Here is a 25,543-nt window from a genome sequence, read left to right as displayed (position 1 = left end):
CTCATGCTCTGATCTTGAATTAAAGGACTCATTTCCAGCTTGAATAGCTTCCTTGATGACTATCAACATTATTCTATCATCAAACTAATCCTTGCAACTCAAATCTTTAGTCCTCACTGATTATACAGGAATCGGGCAACTCAACTAATTTATTTTTCGAGGATAAACCGGATTTTATTGTAACTTGAGATTTGGGAATATTAAATTGCTTTGCCAAGACTTTAATTAATTCTTGATTAGCTTTGCCATCGACAGGAGGAGATTTGAGATGAATAATATAAGTCCCCTCCTCGTCTTTAAGCATTGATTGTTGTTTAGAATTGGGTTTTACTTTAACTGGTATAACGGCCAAAATACTCCTCCTAAACTGTATTAATAAAATCGTATTTTAGCACGTTTTTGTGATCATTAATCTATCAATTGAGAGTCGATCCTAAAGGAATTGGAATATTTAACGAGTGCAAAAGTGATTCCACCTCAGCAAAATCGTAAGGGAAGGGAGGCTGCATCGGACGATAATCTCGTTGGTGGGGTTCTCCATGACGTAAAACGGCATTCACAACTAAACAGGGTTCAGAACTCAGGTTAATCGCACCATGAGGAACACCGGGGGGAATTTGAATAACTGCGGGAATGCGATCGCTAACGGGAATATAATGATATTGACGATTTTGTAAGATTGCTATCACAAAAGTTCCTCGGACTCCGAGAAGTTGATCGGTTTGAAAGTGATGAACAAATAAGTCTTCAACCGCACCCGGAGGAACTTGAACAAGCAAGGTTTCGTGACTGGTTTGGGGAGTATAAAACTCAATCATTCCCGTTTTAATTGATTCTAAAGAACGGATTTCTACTTGTTTGATTAAACTCATATTGACTATTTTTTAAGTTTTTTAGAATTCTCTAACTTTAATTTAATTTATATTTTCTTTATTTTTTGTTAAAAAGATAACGAAATTTAATAATTTTTAGTATTGTTAGTTACCATTGATTAAAAAAAATTGAAAACCACACAGTTAACAATTAGTTGTGTAATAATAGAAAGTTTATAGCACTACGACGAAAGCTGAATAAATATTCAATAGAGAGGGGTAGGGTATATCAAACAATTAATTTAGTCATCGTTAAAATCAACATTTTTGTGATGTAATACACCTCAAAAGTTGATCAAAATTTAGGGTGGAAAAATATCCACCCCAAACATTAAGTGATCCTCCTAATTTCAGGGAATTTAGAAGCCGTTACGCCCCCAAACGACCATTGAAATAGAGAAAGTGAATACAACCAGAACAGCAACCCAACCCAATGAGAGAATATCCATAACAATCTACTAACGTAATGATGACAAAATTGTTTCACGTCTGATCATATCTCGAAATCGGCTTCTCCGCACAAACGTTTTGCCAGTTGAGATCACGATAGGGTTACTCGGAAAGCTGTAAGGTGGTGACTCGGCTAGGTGTTTCAGAAATACTGACACTTAGTAGTTTAACATGAGGTTCAACGGGAATCTGAGCAAAATACAAGCACATTTCTTCTGTGGTTCCGTGGGGACATAAGGGATGTTCATTAATTTTTTCGGGAAGTTTTTCCGTCCAAAGATTAAGTTTATTTTCCATTTCAACCATATCTAACCCATACAAATCTTCCGGTTGACAAATTGCAGCGAGTTCGAGAATAACTTCAAAGGTATGATAGTGAAAATCTGTCCAAATTGGTGGATTACAATGTTGACGACGAAAAGTCGCTTTAATTGTATAATTAAACGTGATCGGTTGATGATGAACTTGATTTTCAAGCGGAATTATTCCTTGATAGGGAATCTTTTGAGTCTCTTTAAGAGAAGTCGGATAGTGCCAACGAGAATCGATCATTTTTGATTAGTCTACACCCAAATATTTATGTAACTGAAGCGAAAGTCGATATTTTGGATATTGTTGGAGTAAGTTTAAAACGAGGGGTAAAGTATAATCCCGTTGTGTCCATTCAGGTTGTAAAAATATAGGAATTTGGGGTTTTAAGGATAAATATTGATCATAATATTTGAGTTCAGAACCCGTTTCAATCACCAATTTTATTTCCGAAGCTCGTTCCCACATTTGAGCAACAACGGGATAGTGAGAATTGAGATGTTCTTTCGGACTTAATGTGATCCAAGCTGAGGAAGAAATCGGTTGCCAAAATGAGCCAGATGTTTCTATAGAGACAGTGCGATTTGTGGCTTCAATACACTTGACTAAATCAGGAAGTTGAGGATAAATAAATGGTTCGCCCCCAGAAATCACGACTTTCGGCGATCGCAATTCTGCAATTAACGCCTCAAAAGAACGAAGATTGCGAGGTAAACCTTCACCCCCGTTTGCATATCCGGTATCACAATAATGACATTGAACCGGACACCCCGCTAACCGAATAAAATCTACAGGTGTTCCTGCCCAAAATCCTTCTCCTTGAATCGTATTTTGAAACGTCTCATGGATAGCAATTTCATTCATCAACGACGCCAAGCCTTTCTCCAACGCACTATTTTATCCTCCACTTATTTTAGCTTTGTATCCCAATTTTGTGAGAATCTCGGCTAACTTTTGAGCGTGATCCCCTTGAATTTCAATCGTATCGTCTTTAACCGTTCCTCCTGAACCACACTGCGCTTTGAGTTGCTTGACTAATTTTCCTAACGTTTCATCGGAAGTTTGAAAGCCGGAAATGACTGTCACCGTTTTTCCTTTACGTCCTTTGCGAGAAGCTTGTACTTTTAAATTTTGTTGGTTCGGGGGTAAATCGGGTTGACCTCGTTCGAGCGCAGCTGAATCTGTTGCTTGACCAAATTCGGAATAAATAACGCGATTTTTAGATGAATTTTTACCCGAATCAGAATTGTGCTTGGATGCCATAATTACTTTAGCTTTGAATTCCAACTCACCCAAAAAACTGAGTCTGGGTGTACAGTATCCCCCACGATTATCTAGAAATCAATGGGGGAAGTCACAGATTACTCCGCCGTAAAACGACGGAGACGGCACGGACCGTTGATAATAATCGCGAGTTAACATTAGCACATCGCTGCGTTGACCCGACGATTACTGCTCGCTTCTTCTAAAATAGCACCCTGCTCTTTGAGCTGGCTGACCACCTCAAACGCCAAACCCATCGCTTTAACAAACACCGCATCCTGAACAACCGCACCGGTCAAATTTGTTTGTTTGACATTGGCACCTTTGAGATTGGCATGAATCAAGGTAGCATTGAGGAGTTCAGCTTTGAACAGGGTAGACTTGCTCAAATCGGCATAACTCAAGTTAGCCCCCGATAAAATCGCCCCACTCAAGTCCGCACCGTGTAAGTCAGCCCCACTCAAGTCCGCCCCGGTGAGATCGGCTCGGGTGAGGTTGGCTCCGCTCAAGTTGGCTCCGCTCAGGTTGGCACAATACAAGTTAGCTCCGATCAAATTAGCGTTAAACAGACTCACCCCCAACAGGTTTGCCCGAAATAGGTTAGCCCGAAACAGGTTAGCCCTAAACAAGTTCGTCCCACTGAGGTTAGCGTTACTCAGTTCAGCTCGAAACAAGTCTGTATCCCGAAAATTTCGCTCTCCAGAGGCATAACGGGTTAAAAGTTCTTCACTATTCATGGTTAATGTTTGTTTTTTGTATTTTAGAGTCTATCTATTTCAATTTTCCTCAACCTGAAGCCAAATGAACCAATTGTTAGTGAAGACTTAATTGTTTGTAATTTTGAGCAAAATTTATTAATTTCGACGGTCAGTTTACCGTTTACCGATAAAATAAGGAGTAGTTTCAATCCATTAAGAAGCCAGTCATGGCAGAACAACTTCAAATTCGACCGCGAGTCGGTGTAATTGGTGGCGGACAGTTAGCCTCAATGATGGCAAGTGCAGCCCAGTCTTTAGGGGTTTCTGTGGTGGTGCAAACTCCCAATGCCAATGATCCGGCGGTTTCTCTGGCGACAGAGACAGTCTTTGCAGAGATTGAAGATGCTCAAGCCACGGCAGAGTTAGCCAATCACTGTGATGTGATTACCTTTGAAAATGAGTTTGTTGATCTCGAGAGTTTGTTTCCCCTCGCTCAACAGGGGATCTGTTTTCGTCCGCGTTTAGAAGCGTTAAGGGTTTTACTGGATAAATATGATCAGCTTTGTTTTCTGCAAGAATTGGGATTGCCTATTCCTCAGTTTCAAGCCTTAACAAAGGATGAAGAAGAAGATCAAGTTTTGAAAACGGTTGAAAAAGCTTGGGGATTTCCAGTTGTCTTGAAAACCCGTCGTCATGGTTACGATGGACAGGGAACTTTCATTCTTAAGGATGAGGCAAGTTTACGCTCAACTTGGGTAAAGTTAGGTGATTCTCCGGTATTATTTCAAGAATTTGTTCCTTTTGAACGAGAGTTAGCGGTGATTGCGGCTCGTTCGGTGACGGGAGAGGTGGCGGTTTACCCGGTAGTAGAAACCTGTCAAATTGATCAAGTTTGTCGTTGGGTGATTGCTCCGGCATCGATTACTCCGACTTTGACGGCTCAAATTGAAGCGATTGCCCACACCTTACTGAATAGTTTACACGCGGTTGGTGTGTTTGGCATTGAGTTGTTTTTAACGACTTCAGGTCAGATTTTGATTAACGAAATCGCTCCTCGAACTCACAATTCTGGTCATTTTACTTTAGATGCTTCTCATACTTCTCAGTTTGAGCAACATTTAAGAGCGGTTTGTGGTTTCTCTTTAGGAGATCCTCAAATGCACTGTCCTGGAGCAGTTATGGTAAACTTATTGGGTTATGAACAGGCGATGGTAAAACCCGGAATATTACAACCGTTGTATGGGGAGAAACAACAGCAACTCGCTGAAATTCCGAACGCTTTTGTTCATTGGTATGGTAAAACAGAATCCCGTCCCGGACGAAAATTAGGTCATGTAACGGTTTTACTAGAGACTCCATCGGCTGAACAACGCCAAAGAGAAGCTCACGCGATCGCACACAAGGTAGAATCGATTTGGTACGCTGATTGTTGACAGTTTAGCCTGTGAAATCGAAGATGATCAGGGGGGAATTCAAAGATGACTTCTGAAGTTGGCTGCTTATGTGTATTTTCTATTTTTTAAATTCTAGGTTGTGAATAGACTAACTTTTATTTTTCCTCAAAATGGATCAACAAACTCCTTCCCTCAACACTTCTGATATTCTCATTGTTGACGATCAACCCGCCAATTTGCGTCTGCTGTCACGATTACTCACTCGTAAAGGATTTGAGGTGCGTCAAGCGATTAACGGGACGATGGCTTTACAAGCTGTTCAGGCGAAATTACCTCAGTTGATCATGTTAGATATTATGATGCCTGATCTCGATGGTTATGAAGTCTGTTCTCGCTTGAAAGCTGATCCGAAAACGGCTGATGTTCCGATTATTTTTTTGAGTGCTTTAGATGATGTTTTTGATAAGGTCAAAGCCTTTACAGTTGGGGCGGTAGATTATATTAGCAAACCTTTTCAGTCTCAAGAAGTCTTAGCTCGTGTACAGCATCATCTCGCTTTACAAGCGATGAACCAAAGTATTTCTAAACTCAATACTGAGCTTGAACAGCAGGTTAAAGAACGAACTCAAGAGTTAGAAGAAGTTCATGCTCAACTCACCACACTAGCATTCCATGATGAGTTAACAGGTTTACCCAATCGAGCTTTATTTATTAATAGTTTAAATGAAGCTTTAAAAAATAATCAAGCTGATTCTTCTGATCAATTTGCTTTACTCTACATTGATTGCGATCGCTTTAAAGTCGTCAATGATTCTCTCGGTCATTCGGTCGGAGATCGTTTGCTGACGGCTGTGGCTCATCGGTTAAGCAATGCTCTCCCCCAGGTTAATATTTTAGCACGGTTGGGCGGTGATGAATTTGCGATTATCCTCACGAATATTCAAGAGATTAAACCTGCGGTAGAAGTGGCTGAAAAAGTGATTGAAACTTTATCAACTCCTTTTAAATTGGAAAAATATGATGTGTATGTTAATGCGAGTATTGGAATTGCTTTGAGTAATAGCAGCTACACTCAACCTCAACAAATTCTCCGAGATGCAGATGCGGCGATGTATCGAGCCAAAAAACAGGGAAATCGCTATCAAGTTTTTGACCCGACAATGCACCAAAAAGCGGTACAAACATTTCAAATTGAAACCGATTTACGAAAAGCGATTTCTCTGAATGAATTCAGATTAAATTATCAGCCTATTATTGATTTAAAGACTAATAAATTGATAGGATTTGAGACATTAGTTCGTTGGTTTCATACCAATCGAGGTTTGATTTCACCAATTGAATTTATTCCAGTTGCAGAAGAAACCGGTTTAATTATTCCGATTGGATATTGGATTTTAGAAGAAGCTTGTCAGCAGTTAAAAACCTGGCAAAATCAGGGTTTAGCCGATGAAGAATTGACGATCAATATTAATTTGTCGGCTCGACAATTTTCTCAAATTGATTTAATTGATCAAATTGACAAAATTTTAAAAAAAATTGATCTTGACTCTCGATCTATAAAATTTGAGATTACTGAAAGTGCAATTATGGAAAATCAGCAAAAAGCACAAAATATTTTAGAACAAATTCGCGACCGCGACATTCAGATCTGTTTAGATGATTTTGGTACGGGTTATTCTTCCTTGAGTTATTTGGACTGTTTTTCTATCGATACTTTAAAAATTGATAAATCTTTTACCGGACGTTTAGATGGAACTTTTGAAAAACGGGGGTTGGTTCCTGTTATTATTAATATTGCTCATCACATGGGGATGAATGTGGTTGCAGAAGGGGTGGAAACAGAAGAACAGTTAAATCAGTTAAAAGAACTTGATTGCGATTTTGGTCAGGGTTATTTCTTTGCTAAACCGTTGGACAAAGAAAATGCAACCAAGCTGTTAGAGTCTTCTCCTCAATGGTAAATCTGTAGGGTGTATTAAACCCGTTAAGTTTATTCAACCCAACAAAACTTTAAGAATTTGATGCACCCGACTTTTTAGCCTGAGAATTAATTCCCCGTCTAAAAATAAAAGTCGGTTAAAACCGACTCAACTCTTGATTATTGTATGAGTCCTCTGGAGAGGAGTTTGGATATCAGACAGGGGTTTTCACCTCTAATTTTTCTCTGTCTTTTATGGTAGAAATCGCCACAGTCTCCGCTTTGACAATAACATCTTTAGCTTCTACTGCAACTTTTTATTCAACTAATCAAGATTGTACTGTTACCCATTGTCCCAAAGATTATCCTTCAACTTGAAAACAAACTTGTTGCTTTTCTTCTCCCCATTCATAGGAAGTTGAAACGGCTAACACTTTACCTGATTTTACTTCACCTTTGATATCGTATTGAGTTATTTGAAACAACTGTTGGATACTCATCATGTATTCTCCAAGATAAGAAGGGATAATTGATGACTTTGACTTCGCACGGATCATCTTCAGTCTGAGTCTCTGATCAAAAAAATAATATTTTCACTGAAACCTCTACTCTTAAATTATACAACCGTGATCGGTAAATTTACGAAAATCAAAGATGCTTAAATAATCATCTTTTAGAATTACTCATTTCTGTGAAATTTAATTTCTACAAATGCAATCTAAAAATTCTCTGGAAAAAAGAATAAACCTGGGGAGTCAATAGTCAAGAAAATGTCATCAAGTGAACGTTGGCGTCCCCGAAGCTGCTACAATACTAGATTGGCATGATTAACAAAAAAGTTACCCACCTCTAAGCCTGAGAAGTGGGTTGAATGCTAATTGTATAAACTTCTGCTAAAACTCTGTTTAGCGTCTACCTAGTTCTACCTATTATGACCGATTCGATTCGCATCCTCATGTGTTCTCCAGACCACTACGACGTGGACTATGTGATCAATCCCTGGATGGAGGGCAATATTCACAAATCTTCCCGCGATCGTTCTGTTGAACAGTGGCAAAAACTTCATCATATTCTTAAAGATCATGCAATTGTGGAGTTAGTTAAACCCGAAAAAGGCTGGCCTGACATGGTATTTACAGCCAATGCAGGTTTAGTCCTCGATAAAACGGTTGTTCTCAGTCGCTTCTTCCACAAAGAACGTCAAGGCGAAGAACCCCACTTCAAAGCATGGTTTGAGTCTCAAGGCTTTACCGTTCACGAACTCCCCAAAGACTTACCCTTTGAAGGCGCTGGAGATGCCTTATTTGACCGCGAAGGACGCTATTTGTGGGCGGGATATGGTTTCCGTTCTGAACTTGATTCTCATCCTTTGATCGCAGAATGGCTGAAGATTGAAGTGTTGTCATTGCGGTTAATGGATGAACGCTTTTATCACCTTGATACCTGCTTCTGTCCGTTAAATGGAGGCTATCTGCTGTATTATCCGCCTGCGTTTGACTCCTACTCAAACCGTCTAATTGAAATGCGGGTTCCTCCCGAAAAACGGATCGCGATCGAAGAACCCGACGCCGTGAACTTTGCTTGCAACGCCGTTAATATTAACGAAACGGTGGTAATGAACAAGGTTAGCGATAATCTTAAAGCCAGACTCGCTGAAGCGGGTTTTAAGGTGATTGAAACGCCTCTAAGCGAATTTCTTAAAGCAGGGGGTGCCGCCAAATGTCTAACGCTGCGTGTGACTGAACCGATTATCCCCGATCGCCATGCAACGGTACAAATTGAAACCCGTACTGTTCGTATGGAAGGACATTTACTCGATGCGGGGTTAATTAACCAAGCCTTAGATTTAATTGTCGAAGGCGGGGGAAGTTTCAAAGTTCAACAATTTAATTTAGGTGAAGAACGTCAAAGTACATCTAATGCTTTGATTAAAATTACCGCACCCTCCCATCAGGTGATGGAAGATATTATTAGTCAGTTAATTGATATCGGGGCGGTTTCTTTAGAGGAAGATATTCAGGATGCGAAGTTAGAACCTGTTCATCAAAGTGGCGTCAGCCCAGATGATTTTTATGTGACGACTATCTATCCCACAGAAATTCGCGTCAATGGAGAATGGATCAGAGTTCAAAATCAACGCATGGACGGGGCGATCGCTGTTACCGAAACTTCCGAAGGAATTGTGGCAAAATGTAAATTACTGCGGGATCTCATTGTCGGCGAAAAAGTTGTCGTGGATGTCGCCGGAATTCGCACCATTCGCAAAACAGAATCTCGCGAACAACGCAATACCCCCCAAGAATTTGGCTTTATGTCAGCCGGGGTTTCGAGTGAACGTCGAGTTGAATTAATTGTCGAACAAGTTGCTTGGGAATTGCGCCAAATTCGCGATCGCGGTGGGAAAGTGATTGTCACCGCAGGGCCAGTTGTCATCCACACAGGCGGCGCCGAACATCTGTCTCATTTGGTCCGCGAAGGGTATGTACAGGCATTATTGGGTGGAAATGCGATCGCCGTTCACGATATTGAACAGTCGATGATGGGGACTTCGTTGGGTGTCGATATGAAGCAGGGAACAGCCGTTAAAGGCGGACACCGACACCATTTGAAGGTAATTAATGCCATTCGACGCTGTGGAAGTATTGCCAATGCGGTGGAAAAAGGGATACTCACCACCGGGGTGATGTATGAATGCGTCAAGAATCATGTTCCCTTCTCGTTGGCGGGTTCAATTCGAGATGACGGCCCGCTTCCCGATACGCAGATGGATTTGATTAAAGCCCAACAGCATTATACTGAGTTGTTGCAGGGTGCGGAGATGATTTTGATGCTTTCGACGATGTTACATTCCATTGGCGTCGGGAATATGACTGCCGCAGGTGTGAAAATGGTTTGTGTGGATATCAACCCCGCAGTGGTGACGAAACTTAGCGATCGCGGATCGGTTGAGTCTGTGGGTGTGGTGACGGATGTCGGACTGTTTTTGAGTTTGTTGGTTAAGCAGTTGGATAAGTTAACCAGTCGCTATCATCTAGAAGTTTAATCGGTCTTGCCCCCAATTTGGGGGCTGAGATGGATTGCTTTTTGAGGTCAAAAGAACCTCAATTTATGGTTTACTAAGGAATAAATCTAATCATTACAACCGAGAACAAACGATGACTACTCATTTTATTAGCGCTGAAATTGACATCCAAGACTCTCCTCAAAAGCTGCAACATGAGATAGAAGCGGAACTCCAAAAACGAGGTGAACCGTTGCGTTGGGCGATTACAAACGTTGATGAGAAACAGCAAAAAGTTCATGTTGAAGCGGTTGTGATTGGTGAGGAAAAATCTTAACTCATCATTTCTGTTGAAGTTGAGCGATCGCACCGACAATAATTTGATGTTCTTTCACCTGAATTCGAGCATGAAGGCTGTCTGGCGTATCATCTGGTAAAATTGGAACGGCTGCTTGCATTAAAATCGGGCCGCTATCGACTTCTAACTCAACCAAATGCACGGTACAGCCTGTAATTTTGACTCCGGCTTCTAAAGCTTGTTCAATCGCATGAATTCCCGGAAAACTCGGTAATAAACTGGGGTGAAGATTGATAATTTTCTGCGGAAAGGCATCAATTAAAACCGGGGTAACAATTCGCATCCATCCCGCCATGACGACCCAATCCACATCGTATTGATTGAAGGTTTTAACAAGATCTTGATCCAGGTCTTCTCGGGTAGAATAATCACGGTGATTGAGTAAAATCGAAGTGACCCCAAACTTTTTCGCCCGTTCGACCACTTTAGCTTTAGGGTTATTATAAATCAAAACCTGAATTTTAGCATTAAGTTTTTGGGCGGCGATCGCGGTGGCAATGGCTTCAAAGTTACTCCCGCTTCCTGAAGCTAAAATCCCTAATTTTAAGGGTTCTCCCTGGAATGGAATAGAAGGAAAAATTTCGGGAGAAATTAAACTTGGTGTTGGATCGACTGACATTAAATCGGAACTCATTGATACCTTAAAATTAACAAGTAAACGAACAAATAAACAAATAAATAAACTGATCCCTAAAATCTCGCTGTTGTTTAGAATAGTTCTACGCCCACCCAACTGCCAGCCAATTTGCAGATGAAACCTTTACCCACTTCTAACCAAAACCTTCTCGATCAAGAAGCGATCGCCGCTTGGATCTTTCTTGCTCCGGCTGCCGTTTTAATGGCTATCTTTGTAATTTGGCCGATTGTTTATCTATTCTATCTCAGCTTTACTCAGGGTAATTTTACCATTACTGGGGTGCATTGGGTTGGATTAAAAAATTATTGGCGATTACTGGTGAGTCCAGATTTTTGGCAAGTGATGGGAAATACGATTTATTTTACCCTTGCTACCGTCATTCCCAGTTTAGTGATTCCCTTACTCTTAGCAGTCTTGCTGAATCAAGCTTTAGCGTTGCGGGGAATTCTACGAACGGCTTATTTTATCCCTTCTATTACTTCACTCGTTGCGGTGGGTTTAGGATGGCGTTGGTTGTTTCAAACTGATGGCCCGATTAACGCTTTTTTACTGAGTTTAGGATTTGATCCGATTCCCTGGTTAAGCAGTACGGTTTGGGCGATGCCTGTCTTAATTTTACTCAGTATTTGGAAGCAATTAGGGTTTAATATGGTGGTATTTTTAGCGGGACTTCAAGCGATTCCTCTCAACCGTTATGAAGCCGCAGAAATGGATGGGGCAGGGTTTTGGCAACAGTTTTGGTACATTACTTTACCGGGATTAAGACCCACTTTAATCTTTGCTACTATAACCACCGCTATTTTTACCCTACGCAGTTTTGAGCAAGTTTATATGATCACCGGGGGCGGCCCTCTTAACTCTACAAATCTGTTAGTTTATTATATTTATGATCAAGCTTTTGCTCAATTTGACTTTGGTTATGCTGCGGCGGCGGCGACAATTTTATTGGCGGTTGCGTTAATATTAGTCTATATTCAATTACAAGTTTTTGGGGATGAAAATTATTAGTTTATATTTATAGAAGGTCATTATCTCTTAATATTTAACATCAAATTACAGTTTTTTGCTATCATTAACACTAGATTCACCTTCTGAATTTTATCACAGTAAATTGGATTCATCACAATAACCTGATCCGGACAGATTCGTATACTATTTCATCAAACCTTTACAAAATAGAGATTAGAGAATATCTCTCGTATTGGGACTGTTGAGATAAAAAGCCAAATTTTTGACAAAACGTAATCTTTGATGGTTAATAAAGCTAGGTTTTTTTTGTAGATTTAGCATTTCTAGCGTTGAGTTCTCTAAAAATCAATGAAAATGAATAAAGTTGCAGTCGCTAAATTTTTCACCTGGTCACTTGGATTATTTTTGTGGTGTACACCACCCGTCGGGGCTGAATATTCTCATCATCTGTATACTTTTGATTCTTCTAGCTTATACGCTGTAACTTCTTCTCAACAAAATATTTTACAAAATCTCGAAAGTGCAAACGTGGTGTACTTAGGAGAAACTCACAATCAACTTCAGGATCATCTTGCCCAACTTCAGATTATTAAACAATTATACCAAAAAAACCCTCAACTGGTCATTGCTCTAGAAATGTTTCAGCGTCCCTATCAAGGGGTTTTAGATCAATACATTGCCGGAAAAATCAGCGAAGCGGAGTTAATTGATAAAAGCGAATATTTACAACGTTGGGGTTTTCCGTGGGAAAATTATGCAGAAATTTTAAGATTTGCGCGGCAAAATAAAATCCCCGTTTTAGCGTTAAATACTCCGAGTGAAGTGACTCGAAAAGTGGCAAAAAGTGGCTTAGAGAGCTTAACAGCCGAAGACAAAACTTATATTCCTACTTTCAGTGAAATTCGCACGGATAATGCTGAATATCGGCAAATGCTCCAAGAGATTTACCAGCAACATCATCACGGAAAAGGCAATAGTACAGCTTTTGAAAACTTCTTTTTGGCTCAAGTGCTTTGGGATGAAACGATGGCAGAAACTATTGCTGAATATCTTCAGAATCATCCCAAATCTCAAGTCGTTGTCTTAGCGGGAAAGGGTCATATTATCTACAATTATGGAATTCCGAGTCGAGTGGAACGGCGGTTGAATGATCGCAATTTAGTTCAGCGTTCAGTGATCTTTTCTGCAAAAATAGAAGAATCGGTTGAGAGTAAAACTCCAATTGCTGACTATATTTGGAGAGTGGAATTAAAGTAAAATTGAGTTAGTTTTTGACATAAAAATCTCGGGTTCCTTTGGCATTAATCGCTTCTCCCAACCGATTTAAACCATGAACATAGGCTGCGGTTCGCATGGAAATACCAAGCTCTTGAGATAATTGCCAAATTTCTTCGGTTTCAGCAATCATTTTTTGTTTGAGACGAAGATTAACTTCATCTGCTGTCCAATAAAATCCACTGCGATTTTGTACCCATTCAAAATAACTGACCGTTACGCCTCCCGCATTCACTAAAATATCAGGAATAACCTGAATTCCCCGTGCTTCTAATATCTGATCGGCTTCGGAAGTTGTGGGACCATTGGCAACTTCAAAAATATATTTTGCTTTGATATCTTTAGCATTTTCAGCAGTAATTTGATTTTCCAATGCGGCGGGAATCAGAACATCAACATCGAGGGTTAACAGTTCTTCATTGCTCATCACATCATGTTCAACAATATTACAAACACTCCCTTCACAGTAAACCGCTTTCACGCTTTTGTTTGACTCTTTAAACTGTCGAACACTGGGAATATCTAAGCCATTTTTAGCATAAATTCCGCCTTGAGAATCACTCACTGCTACAACTTTATAACCCGCTTGGGCGAGAAGTTGGGCGAGAGTTGCGCCAGCATTTCCAAACCCTTGAATAGCAACGGTAGTATTAGCAGGAAATTGACTTAATTTTGCTAGAATGATTTCTATTACAAAAAAAGCACCCATTGCAGTCGCCGTATCTCGTCCTAAACTTCCCCCTAATGCGATGGGTTTACCTGTAACTACTCCGTTACAAAGTTGACGACGAATAATGCTATATTGATCCATCATCCACCCCATAATCATCGGATTAGTGTAAACATCGGGGGCGGGAATGTCAATATCAGGGCCAATAAAATCGGCGATCGCATCGACATATCCACGACTTAAACGTTCTAATTCTAGTTTTGAAAGTTCTTTGGGATTAATCGTAATTCCGCCTTTTGCCCCCCCAAAAGGTAAGTTTAAAACAGCACATTTAAAGGTCATCCAAAAGGCTAAAGAGGTGACTTCATCGAGGGAGACAGTCGGATAGTATCTCACCCCTCCTTTGGTCGGCCCTCTTGTGTCATCGTACCGCACTCGATAGCCTTGAAAAATTTTCAGTGAACCATTATCCATACGAACGGGAATGGAAACGATTAAACTAGATTTAGGAAACTTCAGTCGTTCGGTGGTATCTTCGGAAAGACAGACGTACTTCAAAGCACGTTCGAGTCTTTGGCTGGCATCTGCAAATAGGGAATCAGACATGAGTGTTGAGGGTAAACTTGATACTCTAACTCATATCACGGTAATTTTCAGTTTTTCAGATTGTTGATTCTATTTATCAAATTGCAATCAAAGTTAAGGAATCAAAGGTGAATAATAGTGTTTGACAATTGAACTTAGATGTGTAGTTTATCTGAAAACAAAACTTCAATCCAGATTTTAGATATTTTTTAATTTTTCCTTCCAAAAGAAGTCGCCAAATTTCGAGTGAATGTGTCAAACTATAGAGTAGGTTTAACTCTAAGTCAGTTCGTTTATATAAAATACAATCAGAATATATGGTTTTTAAACTCCAAATTCTGAAGATTAGAAAGTTAAGGTTGTATTTTCGCCTAAATTCTGTCCTACTACTCACCTAAACAATATTATGATAGAACTCCTAGCTGCACTCTCTGCATCGGCAGCAGCAGGGATGAGAATTGCTTTACCCTTACTTTTAATCGGTTTATTGCAAACGGATTTGTGGTCGCGTGTTCCTTTTTTGTCTCGGTTCTCTCCCCAGTGGATGGTCGGTATTTTAGTGAGTTGGTCGCTGTTTGAACTGTTCGCCTCAAAAAATGTACTCGGACAGCGAATTTTAAATTTTATTCAGCTTGTTTGTAGTCCCTTTGTCGGGGCGATTATGGGAATTGCGATCGCCCAGGCGACTGACGCACCCGAGTGGCTCGTGGGGTTAATTGGGGTAACAGGAGGTTTACTGGCGTTAGTGTTGCAACTGGTACAGGTGGGATGGTTTTACCGTTTACAAGGCTTACCGATTTGGGCGATTTTTTTCCAAGATATTCTCTGCATTTCCCTAGTGGTATTTGCGTTTGACGCACCACAACAAGGAGGATTAATCGCCCTATTGCTGTTGTGGTTAGCGATTCGCAGTTCCAAACAATGGTATCAATGGTACACCGCCCCAAATCAACCCAAACAACCTGATCGCTCTCGTCGTCACAAACGCAACCCGGATTAAGCCCCAGTGCTTACAATAAACCCACTAAATGCAGAGGGCCATGACCTGTAATTAACTCCACCAAAACAGCAACAATTCCAATCATCGCCAAACGACCATTCCAAACTTCGGCAGCGGTTGTCATTCCCCATTCCCAACGTTCTTGGGGATACATTTTGGTTTTTTTCGGAGGATGAGCCACTTCTGCAAATTTGACTTGAGGTGAGTCTAAAGCTTCAATCACCATATCGGCTAAATCTTCGATAAAAACCGGATGGGTATTGAGGGCAGGAACCCGATAAAAGTTCTTAATTCCCGATTCTTCGGCGAGATGACGATACTCCATATCGATTTCTTCAAGCGTTTCGATATGTTCAGATACGAAACTAATCGGAACCACCATCAAGTCTTCAACCCCTTGTTGGGCGAGTTCAGGAATGGCTTCTTCGGTGTAAGGTTTGAGCCACTCCACCGGGCCAACTCGACTCTGATAAGCCAGAGTATGGGGATTCGGACGGTTGAGAGTGTCCATGATCAACTGCGTACAGTTTTCGATTTCACTCTGATAGGGATCACCCGCTTCTTCAACGTAATTGACCGGGACTCCGTGAGCGCTAAAAAACAGATGAATGTGTTCAGAATCTTGACAATGATCGAGTTCTTGAGCAATGAGTTGACTCATCGCCTGTAGATAGCCCGGTCGATCATACCAAGAGGGAATTACGGTATAATTAATGTCTTGCAGAGCCGGATCTTCAGACCAAAGTCGTTCTAAGAGTCTAAAGCTAGAACCACTGGTACTGATCGAAAATTGGGGATACAAAGGCAAAATCACCAGTTGTTCGATTTTATCTCGCTTGATTCTGACAAGGGCTTCTTCGGTGAACGGGTGCCAATAACGCATTCCGACATAAATTTGAGCATCATGCCCTTTTTGGGTCAATCTTTCTTGAAGGGCAACCGCCTGTTCTTCGGTAATCCGTCGCAGGGGAGAACCCCCACCAATCGCTTTATAATTTTCTTGAGATTTGGTGTAGCGCAAGGTTGAGATTAACCAAGCCAGGGGTCTCTGCAACCAACGAAAGGGCAGACGAATAATTTCCGGATCGGAAAATAGGTTGTACAAAAAGGGGCGGACATCTTCTAGTTGCTCTGGCCCGCCCAGATTTAACAGTAAAACTCCGACTCGTCCCATAGCGGTTTGTGATCCCCAATTTTTAATCTTTGTTACCTATTTTAATAATAGTAGCTTGATATTGGGGCAAAGTCGATAGTAAAAAAATTCAATTATCTAGATATGGCAACAATTTTAAGAAGTCTCAGCTACCGTTACCAATGGCTTTACGATACTATCTCTCGTCTGGCAGCCTTGAGTGTGGGAGGAGAAGGGCGTTTTCGGCGATTGCCATTGGAAGGATTGTCTATTGATCCTAACACCAAAGTGTTGGATTTATGTTGTGGTAGTGGACAGGCGACGGGCGTTTTGGTACAACGTTCTCAAAATGTGGTGGGGTTGGATGCTTCTCCCTTGTCATTGAAACGCGCCCAACACAATGTTCCCACGGCAGAATATGTAGAAGCCTTTGCGGAAAAAATGCCCTTTGACAATGATGAATTTGATTTGGTTCATACCAGTGCGGCTTTACACGAAATGAATCCGGTACAACTCCGTCAAATTTTAGAGGAAGTTTATCGAGTTCTTAAGCCGGGTGGGGTATTTACGTTGGTTGATTTTCATCGCCCTCAGAATCCCCTATTTTGGCCGGGAATTGCCCTATTTTTGTGGGTGTTTGAAACTGAAACAGCTTGGCAATTACTGAGGACAGATTTGATGGCCTTACTCTCTGAGGTGGGCTATGACGCGAGTTTATCCGAAAGGGAAGGGTCTGATTTTCCTCAACAACGGCTTTGTGCGGGGGGTAGCCTTCAGGTGATTCAAGTTCAAAAGCCTGTTTGATGTTGCAATTGAGGAATTAACCCAGTTTTTGCCGGGAAAATATTAAGGATTGCAACAAGAACATCTTTCGTTTGCCAGTTCGTGATAATAAATGAAAACAAAGAATCTTAATCCGATTTTGTAAACCGCTAAAAACAAAGGAGAAAGTCAATTGATTTATTCAGAATTAATTGCCGCAACAGCAAATACTGTGACCACGACTCCTTGGAGTCCCAACACTGCAATTGTGATGCTGATTTGCAATATTGCTATGTTTGCCGTTGGTAAATTTGTGATTCAAAAACCCAATGTTGGCCCGGCACCGAATACGTTTTTAGGCATGAGTTTAGCTGCATTAATTGGGACAGCTTGCTTAGGTCATATTGTCGGCGCAGGTGTGATTTTAGGATTAGCAAACGTTAGCGGACTTTAGATTTGATTTGACTCAACTGTAGGGTGGGTGAAAAAAAATTGGTAATTTCAGCAGTAAAGTTATCAACACTCACCCACTCAAAAATAAAAGTGTGGGGGGTGAAAACCAAAAATTGGTAATTTAGCAGTAAAATGATCAAAATTCACCCACCCTACTGTTTTAATGATAATCTTGACCTGAACCATATTTCCAAGCCTCTAACCAACGATGATAGTAATATTGCTGTATGGGTGGGAGATTTTTAACCGAAGGTTCTAGGTTTTTCCCAAGAGAAAATAACGCCGTATAAGCGGCTAAGTTAAAATAGTGAACTGTCCACTCGAATAAAGGTGTTAACCCTACTTGGGGAATGATTTTAAACACAATATCGGGATGAGAAAGACCCGTTTTAAACAACGTTTGGGCTAAGGGTAAAAACTGCACCACATCCTGTAAAAAAGGTTTGAGAACTCCATCGCCCAACTGTTCCATCTCTTGAAACACTGCGGCTAATAAATGATTAATGGTATCGGGGTTAATGGTTTGATGAACACCCACACTCATCGAACGTTGAAACAGCCAAGTCACCGATAAACTCGGTTGATAGGGTTGCAACAATGTTAACGAATTTTTATCGAGACATTCTGTTTTTAACGCTTCTTCAATTCCAACGGTTAATCGGTGTAAATGACGCACCATTGAACCAAACCCGCCAAAACTTAAAGGAGATTGACTGGCGCTACTATCTCCAATGGGTAAAATTCTATCCCAAGGGGTTTTTAAAGGACTATTTTTATAACAAGGGAAAAAACCAAATAAAGCCCGTTTAAAGCTTAATTGACTCAATTCAACCTGTTGATATTCGGGTAACAACCGTAAATATTCTTCAAAAAAGAATTCTAAACTAAACCGTTCAGGATGAGCGTCTATATAGGTAAATAAATAAGTTGTGCGTCCATCTTTGGCGGGAAAAGCTTCCCAAAAATATTGACATTGATTTTCCAACGCCGTGAACGAAGCGAAAATATCTCCCGTTTCATTTTTCGGATATCCCGTCGCACAAGTTCCCACCACCAAACACACCGCATCGGGTTTTTCTCCGCGTCTGGCTTGTCGAACAATTGGGGAAAAATGCCCCATCGCATCTAATAGTAATCGGGTGTTAATATTAAGTTGGGATTCATCTTGTTTGGCTGTAATTTGCACCCCATTTGAATGAACAGTTGCAGCTTCATAGGAGGTGTTTTCAAAGAGTTTACCCCCGAGTTCTAAAAAACGGTTTTTGAGTGTTTTGAGTAAATAAACTGGGTCAATGCCAATATTTAAAACATCTTTTACCCAGATATCCGGTGTATTAGGGAAACTCAAACGAGCGGGATTATATTCAGTTGAGATGGCTTGTTTTAATTCGTCGATAGAGAGTAGATTCAACTCTAAAAAAACTTCTAATTCCTGACGAGAAATATTCCATTCCTGTTCTCGTCCTTTTAAAATTCCCCGTTCAATTAACGCGACACGCCAACCCCGAAAAGCCAACGCCGCCCCGATTAAAATCCCCAGTGTTCCGCCACAAATTGCCACATCATAATCAATAGTTCCGAGAGGTTCAAAGTTGCGTTCAACGGTTTGGGGAATAGGAACTTGATTATTTTTGAGCGAGTTCCACATATTATCTGCTTTTCGCAGTCCGTTAAGCGGGTTTCCGGGTATTTGAGAGAGAATTTCTTCAGTTAGAGACATGAAGGTTTGAATAATACACTATTACTAGGATAGAATATTTTGTAGTTTAGGCGATCGCAAGTCACAAAAAAGCAGGATAGACAATGCCTATCCTACGCCTGAGTAACTTAGATTTATGAATTACAGATTGATATTCGTTACTATTGAGTAACATCATTTTCTGGCGTTTCAATTAAAGAACTATCGTTGACAACAGAAGAACTATCAGATTGACCTTGATAGGAATATACAACTTTTTTGAATGGACGTTTGAATACAAATCGGTAGATAAAAATTAAGCCCAAGAGTAAACCAAATGCGGGTAAACCAAATCCAGAAGCAAAAGAAGACTTCACACCATCCATTAATCCTTCAGCGAATTGGCTTAAAGTCCAAATCGTAACGACTGAGGTTCCTTTGGCAACTCCCGATAGAGCGTCTCCTGCTATATTAACAGTAGCATTAAGAGCAGTGTTGGTTACATTGCCAGCAATATCAACTGTAGCCGTTACAGTATGAGAAATTGCATCCCCTGTTGCTGAAGCCGCATTTTGTACAAACTCTGAAGTACCAGTTGTAACTTGACCGAGAGTTTCACCTGTTTTTGAGGCGGTATTCGCTACAAAACTACCTGTTTCTGTTGTGATTTTACCCGCTAATTCACCTGTTTGAGAAGCAACATTTTCCATAGCATGAACTGTATTAGTTGTAGCTTGACCGAGAGTTTCACCTGTTTTTGAGGCGGTATTCGCTACAAAACTACCTGTTTCTGTTGTGATTTTACCCGCTAATTCACCTGTTTGAGAAGCCGCATTTCCCACAGCATGAACTGTATTTGTTGTAGCTTGACCGAGAGTTTCACCTGTTTTTGAGGCGGTATTTTCTGTAAAACTCGCCATTTCTGTAGCTACTTTGCTGACTACACTACCTGTTTTAGCCGTAGCATCTTCTACAACATTAAGTGTACTGGTTGTAGCTTGACCGATAGCTTCACCCGTTTTTGAGGCGGTATTCGCCAATACTTCCATTGAACTTTTAGCAGCATTACCAAGCGAATCAGTAGTTTGAGTTGTTAAATGTGTAGCTGCTTCTTTGCTTGATTCAGCAACTTTTGTTAGTTTATTCCAAAAACCAGCATCTTGAGCCATTTCTTCTGTTTGCTGTTCAAGGGAAACTAAATTCTCAGTCAAAGCCATCAATTTAGAAGTCATCATACTTTTTTAATTGTGAAATAATATCAACTCAGCTTGAATTTTGGCTGATAACTCTATATTCGCGGATATCGCCGTTAAAAGCATCAGGGATTGTACGGATTTTTTTGATAAAATTTATCTCAGTAAAAATACGGAAGTATTAAGTCAATCCTTCTAAAATGCGATAACATTACCAAACTATTGTAAAATAAAATTATAATATTTTCATCGGCTAACATTGGCTTACGATAACCTTTGTAAACGGCTTGCTGAAGAATCTCCGGCTACTTTTGCACGGTGGTTACTGGGAACAAATCCCGGAAATATTCAAGTTCTTAAAACCGAACTCAGTCTCGAACCCATTAGTGCGGATGCTATCACGTTTTTAGAAACATCTGAGCAAATTCTACATCTAGAATTTCAAACTCAACCCACTTCTGAACCGCCTTTACCCTTGCGGATGTTGGACTATTGGGTGAGACTTTACCGCAAATATCGCCGTCCCATTCAACAGTTTATTATTTTTCTACAAACGACAACTTCCGAAGTCGTTTTTACCGAAGAATTTGTCACGGAAACAACCCGACATCGCTATCGAGTGATACGGATGTGGGAACAAAATCCCGCTATTTTTCTTAATGATAGCGCTTTGTTACCCTTAGCGCCTCTAGCCCAAACCAATTCCCCGGAAAGGTTGTTAACCCAAGTCGCCGCAGAAGTGGCTAAAATTGAAGCAATAGAACAGCGTCGAAATGTCTTAGCCGCAGTTCAAATTATAGCGGGTTTAAGATACGACAAAACTCTGATTCAACAATTACTCCGGGAGGATATTATGCGAGAATCTGTTATCTATCAAGATATTCTTCAACAAGGAGTTCAACAAGGGCGAGAAGAAGGACGAGGAGAAGGAGAAGCGAGTTTAATTATTCGTCTATTAACTCGTCGGTTTGGTGAACTACCCCCCCAACTTCCCCAACAAATTCGGAGTTTATCTCTGACTCAGTTAGACGCTTTAGGTGAGGAATTGTTGGATTTTACAGAGATTGCGGAAGTTATCACTTTTCTCGAACAGTTTCCCTCAGAAACCGATTCAGAAAATGCGAATTAACACAGATATTTTCTAAAAACCTTCGTTTATTTGCAAAACCGGGTTTTTATATCTTGACTCCTTCGATATCGGCTTCGGCTGACTCATACAACTGTTGTAATTTCTGCAATTTTTCCGAGTCAGCTTGCCATAAACCTCGACCATTAGCTTCTAACATTCGGCTAACAATATTACGAAAAGCTTCGGGGTTTGCTTGGCGTAATTTTTCCGCCATTTGTTCATCTAAAGCATAGGTTTCTGCGGCTTGGTCATAAACCCAATTATCTGTAAAATTCGCAGTTCCGCCCCAACCAATTAAAGCCGTCATCCGTTGGGAAATTTCATAAGCGCCACCACTGCCTTGATTTGACATCGATTCTGCCCATTTTGGATTTAACAATTTAGTCCGGTATTCCATGCGAAGTAAGTCTTCTAAATTGCGAGGTGTGGTATCTTTTGAAAAGCTTTCGACAAAGCTAGTATTAACTTTTTTACCTCGTTTTTTTTCAGCCGCCCGTTTCAAAGCACCTGTATTGGCATAATATTCTTGAATATCTGTTAAACCGTACTCAACAGAGTCAATTTCCTGTACGATTCTTTCGGTTGTTTTTAGTAATTGTGTCATCACTTCAGGTCTGGCTTGACCTTTATCTTTGCGTCCATAACTAAACACATTTCGTCCTTCCCAAGTTTGGGCGAGTTCATCTCCAGATTCCCAATTTCCATCAACAACCCGGTCATTCACTAACGACCCAAAATCACCCGCAGGATTAGAAAAAAGACGGGCGGAAGGGTTATCAACGCCTTGAGATTGCAACTCTAAAGCGTGTTTTCTCACAAAGTTTTGTTCCGGGGGTTCATCGAGGTTAGCCGCCCGTTGAAATAAGTCGTCAATTAACTCAATAATATTCACAAAACTATCGCGGAAAATACCCGAAAGATTCCCTAAAATATCAATACGCGGATGACCGATTTCTGTTAACGGTTTGAGTTCATAACGAACGATGCGACCCGTGCCTTCTTTTAAAGGTTCTGCACCGACTAATTCTAACAGAATTCCGATTGATTCTCCCCGGGTTTTAATCGCATCCAAACCCCACAACATCACGGCAACCGTTTCGGGATATTTATCATTTTCTTGCAAATGTTGATTGATAATTTTCTTGGCAATTTCTCGACCCCGTTCGTAAGCCGCAGGAGAAGGCATTCTATACGGGTCTAACGCATGAATATTGCGACCTGTTGGCAACACTCCCGGCCCATCTCTTAATAAATCTCCTCCGGGTGCGGGTGGAACATATTCCCCATTTAAACCCCGCAATAAATTCGTTAATTCGTCGGTGGTTTGCATTAACAAATCCCGAATGATTTGGGCTTGAGGATGGGTGTTAACATCTATTTCTGTTGTTGCTTTACCATCAAAATAAGCCTGTAGATAGGAGTCTAACGCTTCCTCTGTAGGCGCATCTCCCAACGTATGTAAGCCCGATGAAAACAGGCGTTGTTCGACGATTTGTAAGTATTCATAAACCTTGAGAAAATACTGAGATAGAGACTCAACACTAAACATTCTGGCTGTTTCAGGACTGAACTCAATCCCCAATTTTTTCGCATCTTCAAACGGACAATCGACATCCAAACCCGTATCGATAATCTTTTTAGAAATTGCTTCTTGCAACGCCGAATTTTTCTGCGGGTCTTCTCGATATTCTGCAATCAAATCTCGCAGCGAAACCAATTCTTTATACAAGCCCGCCCGACTGTAGGGGGGAACGTTGTGAGAAATTAAAACCCCGTAACCCCGACGTTTTGCTAATATCGATTCTGAGGGATTATTCGCCGCGTAAATATAGAGGTTGGGCAGATTTCCGAGTAAAATATCCGACCAAGAATAACCCGTATTTCCCAAGGGAGAACCGGGCAACCATTCAACGGTTCCGTGCATTCCAAAGTGAACAACAGCATCGGCTTTAAATTCATTTTGCAGCCATTTATAATAGGCAACATACTGAGGATGAGGGGTTAAATCTCGTTCAAACATTAACCGCATCGGGTCGCCCGAAATGCCCAACGGGGGCTGAACTCCAATCCAAATATTCCCCAGTTGAACGCCACCAATATTAAAATCTTCCCCATCGGTTTTAATTCCCGTACCCGTGAGAGACTGCCATTGTTTTTCGATGCGAGTTAAAAACAAATACCCCAACCATTTATCGAGGGTTTTGATATTAACAATATTTCTCTGCTTACCGTTCTTTTTAGAAAAAACTCCGGTAACATCTTCGTCGGCTTCTTTCACTTTTTTAATCAGTTCTTCGCCATCTTCGGGAATTTCCCCAACGGTATAACCCTGTGATTTTAACGCGGTGAGAAACTTAATTAAACTGCGGGGAACGTTTAATAAGGCTGCGGTTCCTGTTGCCCCATAACCGGGAGGAAAACCATATAAAATAATTGCTATCTTTCGTTCGGATGGGGGCGTTTTTCTTAAATTAATCCAATTTTTAACTCGTCCGGTTAACCGTTTAACTCGTTCGGGTATAATATAGATATTTTCCCCCACCAAACCCCCCAAAGGAACCGTATCAATTGCCCCATCAAGTTCGGGTAAAGCATAAAGAACAACACTTTGTAAACCCCCAATTCCTTGACGGGTCCAAGAATAAATATCTTGAATGAGTAAAGGCGCCGCAATTAAATAAGGAATATTCTTGGCGGTGAGGATTTTTTTTGCAATATCAACCTGTCTTCCCGCTTCCATTGAACCGGCCGGACCACCAACGAGAGGAAAGCCAATCGTAGACACAATTGCATCAACTTCAACGGCTTCTTTTGACAGCGATAATGTTTTAATATTGCCCTGTTGACGCTGTTGGGTTTCGTAGGTAGTTGTCATCCAATCTCGGACTGCTACATGACCTTCAACGCCGTTAATAAATATGGGTAAAGGGATTAAACCCGCCTGTTCAAAATAACGAATTAATTGGGGAATATAGGGCTGTTTGGTAATAACGTGTTTGCGATAAAGTAAAATTCCAACAATACCCGAATTTTGAGAGTTTTCTCTGTTTTGTTGATACCAATCTAAATACTGTTTTGGAGAGTCAAAATAACCTTGATACTCTGGATGCAGTAAGCCCATATTGGGTGTTTCAAGCGGAGGCGGTATTTCCCCTATTTTTAGGTCTAAATAATTCTCGGCAATTGTCCAAAACATCGCGGCAACATTCTCGCTTCCGCCCGCATTCCAATAGCCGTAAATAATCAACCAATTCCGCAAATCTTGAACTTTTTTAACAGGTACAAACTTTAATAATTTCGGCCCTGTTTTGAGAAAACTAATATATCCAGCGAGTTTATCTTCTTCCCGTCCACTGGAAAATTTACTGAGGATAAATTGAACGGGTTTAGGCATTCCTTTCGGTTTATCACCGATTTTAAACGCCCCAATTTGAGTTAAACTCATCAATTCTAACGCCGACTCAAACACCAAACGAATCGGAATATTTTGCACCCGTTCCCGCAACCATAAAACTTGATCATAGTCAAATAATAAACTCGCAAAAAACACATCGGCTTGCTGTAAAGCCGCCTCTACTGCCTCGGGTTCGCTATTAATCGCGCGATCACACCAAACGTCAATTTTTAAATCTTCACAGCGACGAGAGGCAAAATTCGCCGCCTGACGGTACAAATCAGCATTAAACGATTCAAACCCAGCAATTAATACAATCCGTTTCATATAACAATCCCATTTAATTTTAAAACTGATCGGGCTGTTGACTTGATTCGCAAGCGTGTTTCCAGCGTATCAGTAC

At 40.8% G+C, this 25,543-nt stretch carries 24 protein-coding genes; 10 read left to right on the top strand and 14 right to left on the bottom strand.

Features of this window, described 5'->3' with window-relative positions; translation table 11 throughout:
• Positions 1–106 precede the first annotated feature (106 nt).
• The 7 genes from M595_RS01405 to M595_RS01380 form a co-directional block, all read right to left on the bottom strand.
• On the bottom strand, positions 107–352 hold the full coding sequence (locus M595_RS01405) for a DUF167 domain-containing protein (protein WP_023064182.1): 246 nt from the start codon (positions 350–352) through the stop codon (positions 107–109).
• A gap of 64 nt (positions 353–416) precedes the next feature.
• Positions 417–872 (bottom strand): cupin domain-containing protein, encoded by a 456-nt coding sequence (locus M595_RS01400; RefSeq protein ID WP_023064223.1) that lies wholly within the window; start codon positions 870–872, stop codon positions 417–419.
• A 359-nt stretch (positions 873–1,231) separates the two neighbouring features.
• Positions 1,232–1,321 carry a cytochrome b6-f complex subunit PetN gene (petN, locus tag M595_RS28945; RefSeq protein ID WP_071809853.1) on the bottom strand — a complete coding sequence of 30 codons (90 nt, stop codon included), beginning with the start codon at positions 1,319–1,321 and terminating at the stop codon, positions 1,232–1,234.
• A gap of 103 nt (positions 1,322–1,424) precedes the next feature.
• On the bottom strand, positions 1,425–1,874 hold the full coding sequence (locus M595_RS01395) for a 6-carboxytetrahydropterin synthase (RefSeq protein WP_023064116.1): 450 nt from the start codon (positions 1,872–1,874) through the stop codon (positions 1,425–1,427).
• Between the two features lie 6 nt (positions 1,875–1,880).
• On the bottom strand, positions 1,881–2,495 hold the full coding sequence (locus M595_RS01390; RefSeq protein WP_023064178.1) for a 7-carboxy-7-deazaguanine synthase QueE: 615 nt from the start codon (positions 2,493–2,495) through the stop codon (positions 1,881–1,883).
• 33 nt (positions 2,496–2,528) lie between these two features.
• A complete protein-coding gene (locus M595_RS01385) occupies positions 2,529–2,894 on the bottom strand; it encodes a translation initiation factor (RefSeq protein ID WP_023064150.1) in 366 nt (121 codons plus the stop codon).
• Between the two features lie 158 nt (positions 2,895–3,052).
• Complete coding sequence (locus M595_RS01380) at positions 3,053–3,631, bottom strand: pentapeptide repeat-containing protein (protein WP_023064106.1); 579 nt, start codon at positions 3,629–3,631, stop codon at positions 3,053–3,055.
• A 188-nt stretch (positions 3,632–3,819) separates the two neighbouring features.
• On the opposite strand from M595_RS01380, the gene M595_RS01375 reads away from it, so the two are divergent.
• Positions 3,820–5,025, top strand: coding sequence for a 5-(carboxyamino)imidazole ribonucleotide synthase (locus M595_RS01375; protein ID WP_023064189.1), 1,206 nt, complete (start codon positions 3,820–3,822; stop codon positions 5,023–5,025).
• Positions 5,026–5,156: 131 nt separating this feature from the next.
• A complete protein-coding gene (locus M595_RS01370; protein ID WP_023064174.1) occupies positions 5,157–6,947 on the top strand; it encodes a two-component system response regulator in 1,791 nt (596 codons plus the stop codon).
• Positions 6,948–7,266: 319 nt separating this feature from the next.
• On the opposite strand, the gene M595_RS30955 is transcribed toward M595_RS01370, so the two are convergent.
• On the bottom strand, positions 7,267–7,407 hold the full coding sequence (locus M595_RS30955) for a hypothetical protein (protein ID WP_161809800.1): 141 nt from the start codon (positions 7,405–7,407) through the stop codon (positions 7,267–7,269).
• A 428-nt stretch (positions 7,408–7,835) separates the two neighbouring features.
• Here M595_RS30955 and argZ point away from each other — a divergent pair, with 428 nt between their 5' ends.
• The gene (gene argZ, locus M595_RS01365) at positions 7,836–9,947 is read left to right on the top strand and encodes a bifunctional arginine dihydrolase/ornithine cyclodeaminase (RefSeq protein WP_040483409.1); all 2,112 of its coding nucleotides are present in this window, start codon (positions 7,836–7,838) and stop codon (positions 9,945–9,947) included.
• Positions 9,948–10,059: 112 nt separating this feature from the next.
• A complete protein-coding gene (locus M595_RS01360; RefSeq protein ID WP_023064143.1) occupies positions 10,060–10,242 on the top strand; it encodes a DUF8621 family protein in 183 nt (60 codons plus the stop codon).
• Positions 10,243–10,246: 4 nt separating this feature from the next.
• On the opposite strand, the gene purN is transcribed toward M595_RS01360, so the two are convergent.
• Complete coding sequence (gene purN, locus M595_RS01355) at positions 10,247–10,897, bottom strand: phosphoribosylglycinamide formyltransferase (protein WP_023064210.1); 651 nt, start codon at positions 10,895–10,897, stop codon at positions 10,247–10,249.
• Positions 10,898–11,014: 117 nt separating this feature from the next.
• Here purN and M595_RS01350 point away from each other — a divergent pair, with 117 nt between their 5' ends.
• Positions 11,015–11,908, top strand: a complete 894-nt coding sequence (locus M595_RS01350) for a carbohydrate ABC transporter permease (RefSeq protein ID WP_023064149.1) — start codon at positions 11,015–11,017, stop codon at positions 11,906–11,908.
• A 315-nt stretch (positions 11,909–12,223) separates the two neighbouring features.
• Complete coding sequence (locus M595_RS01345) at positions 12,224–13,126, top strand: ChaN family lipoprotein (protein ID WP_023064099.1); 903 nt, start codon at positions 12,224–12,226, stop codon at positions 13,124–13,126.
• A gap of 7 nt (positions 13,127–13,133) precedes the next feature.
• On the opposite strand, the gene M595_RS01340 is transcribed toward M595_RS01345, so the two are convergent.
• Positions 13,134–14,420 (bottom strand): Glu/Leu/Phe/Val family dehydrogenase, encoded by a 1,287-nt coding sequence (locus tag M595_RS01340; RefSeq protein WP_023064165.1) that lies wholly within the window; start codon positions 14,418–14,420, stop codon positions 13,134–13,136.
• Between the two features lie 385 nt (positions 14,421–14,805).
• On the opposite strand from M595_RS01340, the gene M595_RS01335 reads away from it, so the two are divergent.
• Positions 14,806–15,399, top strand: coding sequence for a DUF4126 domain-containing protein (locus M595_RS01335; RefSeq protein WP_023064131.1), 594 nt, complete (start codon positions 14,806–14,808; stop codon positions 15,397–15,399).
• Positions 15,400–15,409: 10 nt separating this feature from the next.
• On the opposite strand, the gene hemH is transcribed toward M595_RS01335, so the two are convergent.
• Positions 15,410–16,573 carry a ferrochelatase gene (gene hemH / locus M595_RS01330; RefSeq protein ID WP_023064196.1) on the bottom strand — a complete coding sequence of 388 codons (1,164 nt, stop codon included), beginning with the start codon at positions 16,571–16,573 and terminating at the stop codon, positions 15,410–15,412.
• Positions 16,574–16,675: 102 nt separating this feature from the next.
• On the opposite strand from hemH, the gene M595_RS01325 reads away from it, so the two are divergent.
• Complete coding sequence (locus tag M595_RS01325; protein WP_023064195.1) at positions 16,676–17,335, top strand: class I SAM-dependent methyltransferase; 660 nt, start codon at positions 16,676–16,678, stop codon at positions 17,333–17,335.
• A 151-nt stretch (positions 17,336–17,486) separates the two neighbouring features.
• The gene (psaK, locus tag M595_RS01320) at positions 17,487–17,747 is read left to right on the top strand and encodes a photosystem I reaction center subunit PsaK (protein ID WP_009787601.1); all 261 of its coding nucleotides are present in this window, start codon (positions 17,487–17,489) and stop codon (positions 17,745–17,747) included.
• 159 nt (positions 17,748–17,906) lie between these two features.
• Here psaK and M595_RS01315 read toward each other — a convergent pair whose 3' ends face one another.
• Both M595_RS01315 and M595_RS01310 read right to left on the bottom strand, forming a co-directional pair.
• A complete protein-coding gene (locus M595_RS01315; protein WP_023064107.1) occupies positions 17,907–19,466 on the bottom strand; it encodes an FAD-dependent monooxygenase family protein in 1,560 nt (519 codons plus the stop codon).
• Between the two features lie 140 nt (positions 19,467–19,606).
• Entirely contained in the window at positions 19,607–20,659 is a 1,053-nt protein-coding gene (locus M595_RS01310; protein WP_023064241.1) for a hypothetical protein, read from the bottom strand.
• A gap of 217 nt (positions 20,660–20,876) precedes the next feature.
• Here M595_RS01310 and M595_RS01305 point away from each other — a divergent pair, with 217 nt between their 5' ends.
• Positions 20,877–21,746: a DUF4351 domain-containing protein gene (locus M595_RS01305; RefSeq protein ID WP_023064254.1), complete on the top strand. Its 870-nt coding sequence runs from the start codon at positions 20,877–20,879 to the stop codon at positions 21,744–21,746.
• A gap of 46 nt (positions 21,747–21,792) precedes the next feature.
• Here the strand turns inward: M595_RS01305 and bchH are convergent, their stop codons facing one another.
• Positions 21,793–25,467, bottom strand: coding sequence for a magnesium chelatase subunit H (gene bchH / locus M595_RS01300; protein WP_023064249.1), 3,675 nt, complete (start codon positions 25,465–25,467; stop codon positions 21,793–21,795).
• Between the last annotated feature and the right edge of the window lie 76 nt (positions 25,468–25,543).

This window comes from Lyngbya aestuarii BL J (assembly GCF_000478195.2).
Lineage (GTDB): Bacteria > Cyanobacteriota > Cyanobacteriia > Cyanobacteriales > Microcoleaceae > Capilliphycus > Capilliphycus aestuarii.
The sequence above is the reverse complement of the archived record's forward strand: the minus strand, read 5'-3'. Positions and strand labels throughout refer to the sequence as shown.

Coding starts and splice junctions, on each gene's coding strand:
- M595_RS01325 (WP_023064195.1), top strand. CDS start 16,676: ATGGCAACAATTTTAAGAAGTCTCAGCTACCGTTACCAATGGCTTTAC.
- M595_RS01385 (WP_023064150.1), bottom strand. CDS start 2,894: ATGGCATCCAAGCACAATTCTGATTCGGGTAAAAATTCATCTAAAAAT.
- M595_RS01400 (WP_023064223.1), bottom strand. CDS start 872: ATGAGTTTAATCAAACAAGTAGAAATCCGTTCTTTAGAATCAATTAAA.
- M595_RS30955 (WP_161809800.1), bottom strand. CDS start 7,407: ATGATGAGTATCCAACAGTTGTTTCAAATAACTCAATACGATATCAAA.
- bchH (WP_023064249.1), bottom strand. CDS start 25,467: ATGAAACGGATTGTATTAATTGCTGGGTTTGAATCGTTTAATGCTGAT.
- M595_RS01375 (WP_023064189.1), top strand. CDS start 3,820: ATGGCAGAACAACTTCAAATTCGACCGCGAGTCGGTGTAATTGGTGGC.
- M595_RS01345 (WP_023064099.1), top strand. CDS start 12,224: ATGAATAAAGTTGCAGTCGCTAAATTTTTCACCTGGTCACTTGGATTA.
- M595_RS01350 (WP_023064149.1), top strand. CDS start 11,015: ATGAAACCTTTACCCACTTCTAACCAAAACCTTCTCGATCAAGAAGCG.
- M595_RS01310 (WP_023064241.1), bottom strand. CDS start 20,659: ATGATGACTTCTAAATTGATGGCTTTGACTGAGAATTTAGTTTCCCTT.
- petN (WP_071809853.1), bottom strand. CDS start 1,321: ATGGATATTCTCTCATTGGGTTGGGTTGCTGTTCTGGTTGTATTCACT.
- argZ (WP_040483409.1), top strand. CDS start 7,836: ATGACCGATTCGATTCGCATCCTCATGTGTTCTCCAGACCACTACGAC.
- hemH (WP_023064196.1), bottom strand. CDS start 16,573: ATGGGACGAGTCGGAGTTTTACTGTTAAATCTGGGCGGGCCAGAGCAA.
- M595_RS01360 (WP_023064143.1), top strand. CDS start 10,060: ATGACTACTCATTTTATTAGCGCTGAAATTGACATCCAAGACTCTCCT.
- M595_RS01315 (WP_023064107.1), bottom strand. CDS start 19,466: ATGTCTCTAACTGAAGAAATTCTCTCTCAAATACCCGGAAACCCGCTT.
- M595_RS01340 (WP_023064165.1), bottom strand. CDS start 14,420: ATGTCTGATTCCCTATTTGCAGATGCCAGCCAAAGACTCGAACGTGCT.
- M595_RS01370 (WP_023064174.1), top strand. CDS start 5,157: ATGGATCAACAAACTCCTTCCCTCAACACTTCTGATATTCTCATTGTT.
- M595_RS01395 (WP_023064116.1), bottom strand. CDS start 1,874: ATGATCGATTCTCGTTGGCACTATCCGACTTCTCTTAAAGAGACTCAA.
- M595_RS01380 (WP_023064106.1), bottom strand. CDS start 3,631: ATGAATAGTGAAGAACTTTTAACCCGTTATGCCTCTGGAGAGCGAAAT.
- purN (WP_023064210.1), bottom strand. CDS start 10,897: ATGAGTTCCGATTTAATGTCAGTCGATCCAACACCAAGTTTAATTTCT.
- M595_RS01390 (WP_023064178.1), bottom strand. CDS start 2,495: ATGAATGAAATTGCTATCCATGAGACGTTTCAAAATACGATTCAAGGA.
- M595_RS01335 (WP_023064131.1), top strand. CDS start 14,806: ATGATAGAACTCCTAGCTGCACTCTCTGCATCGGCAGCAGCAGGGATG.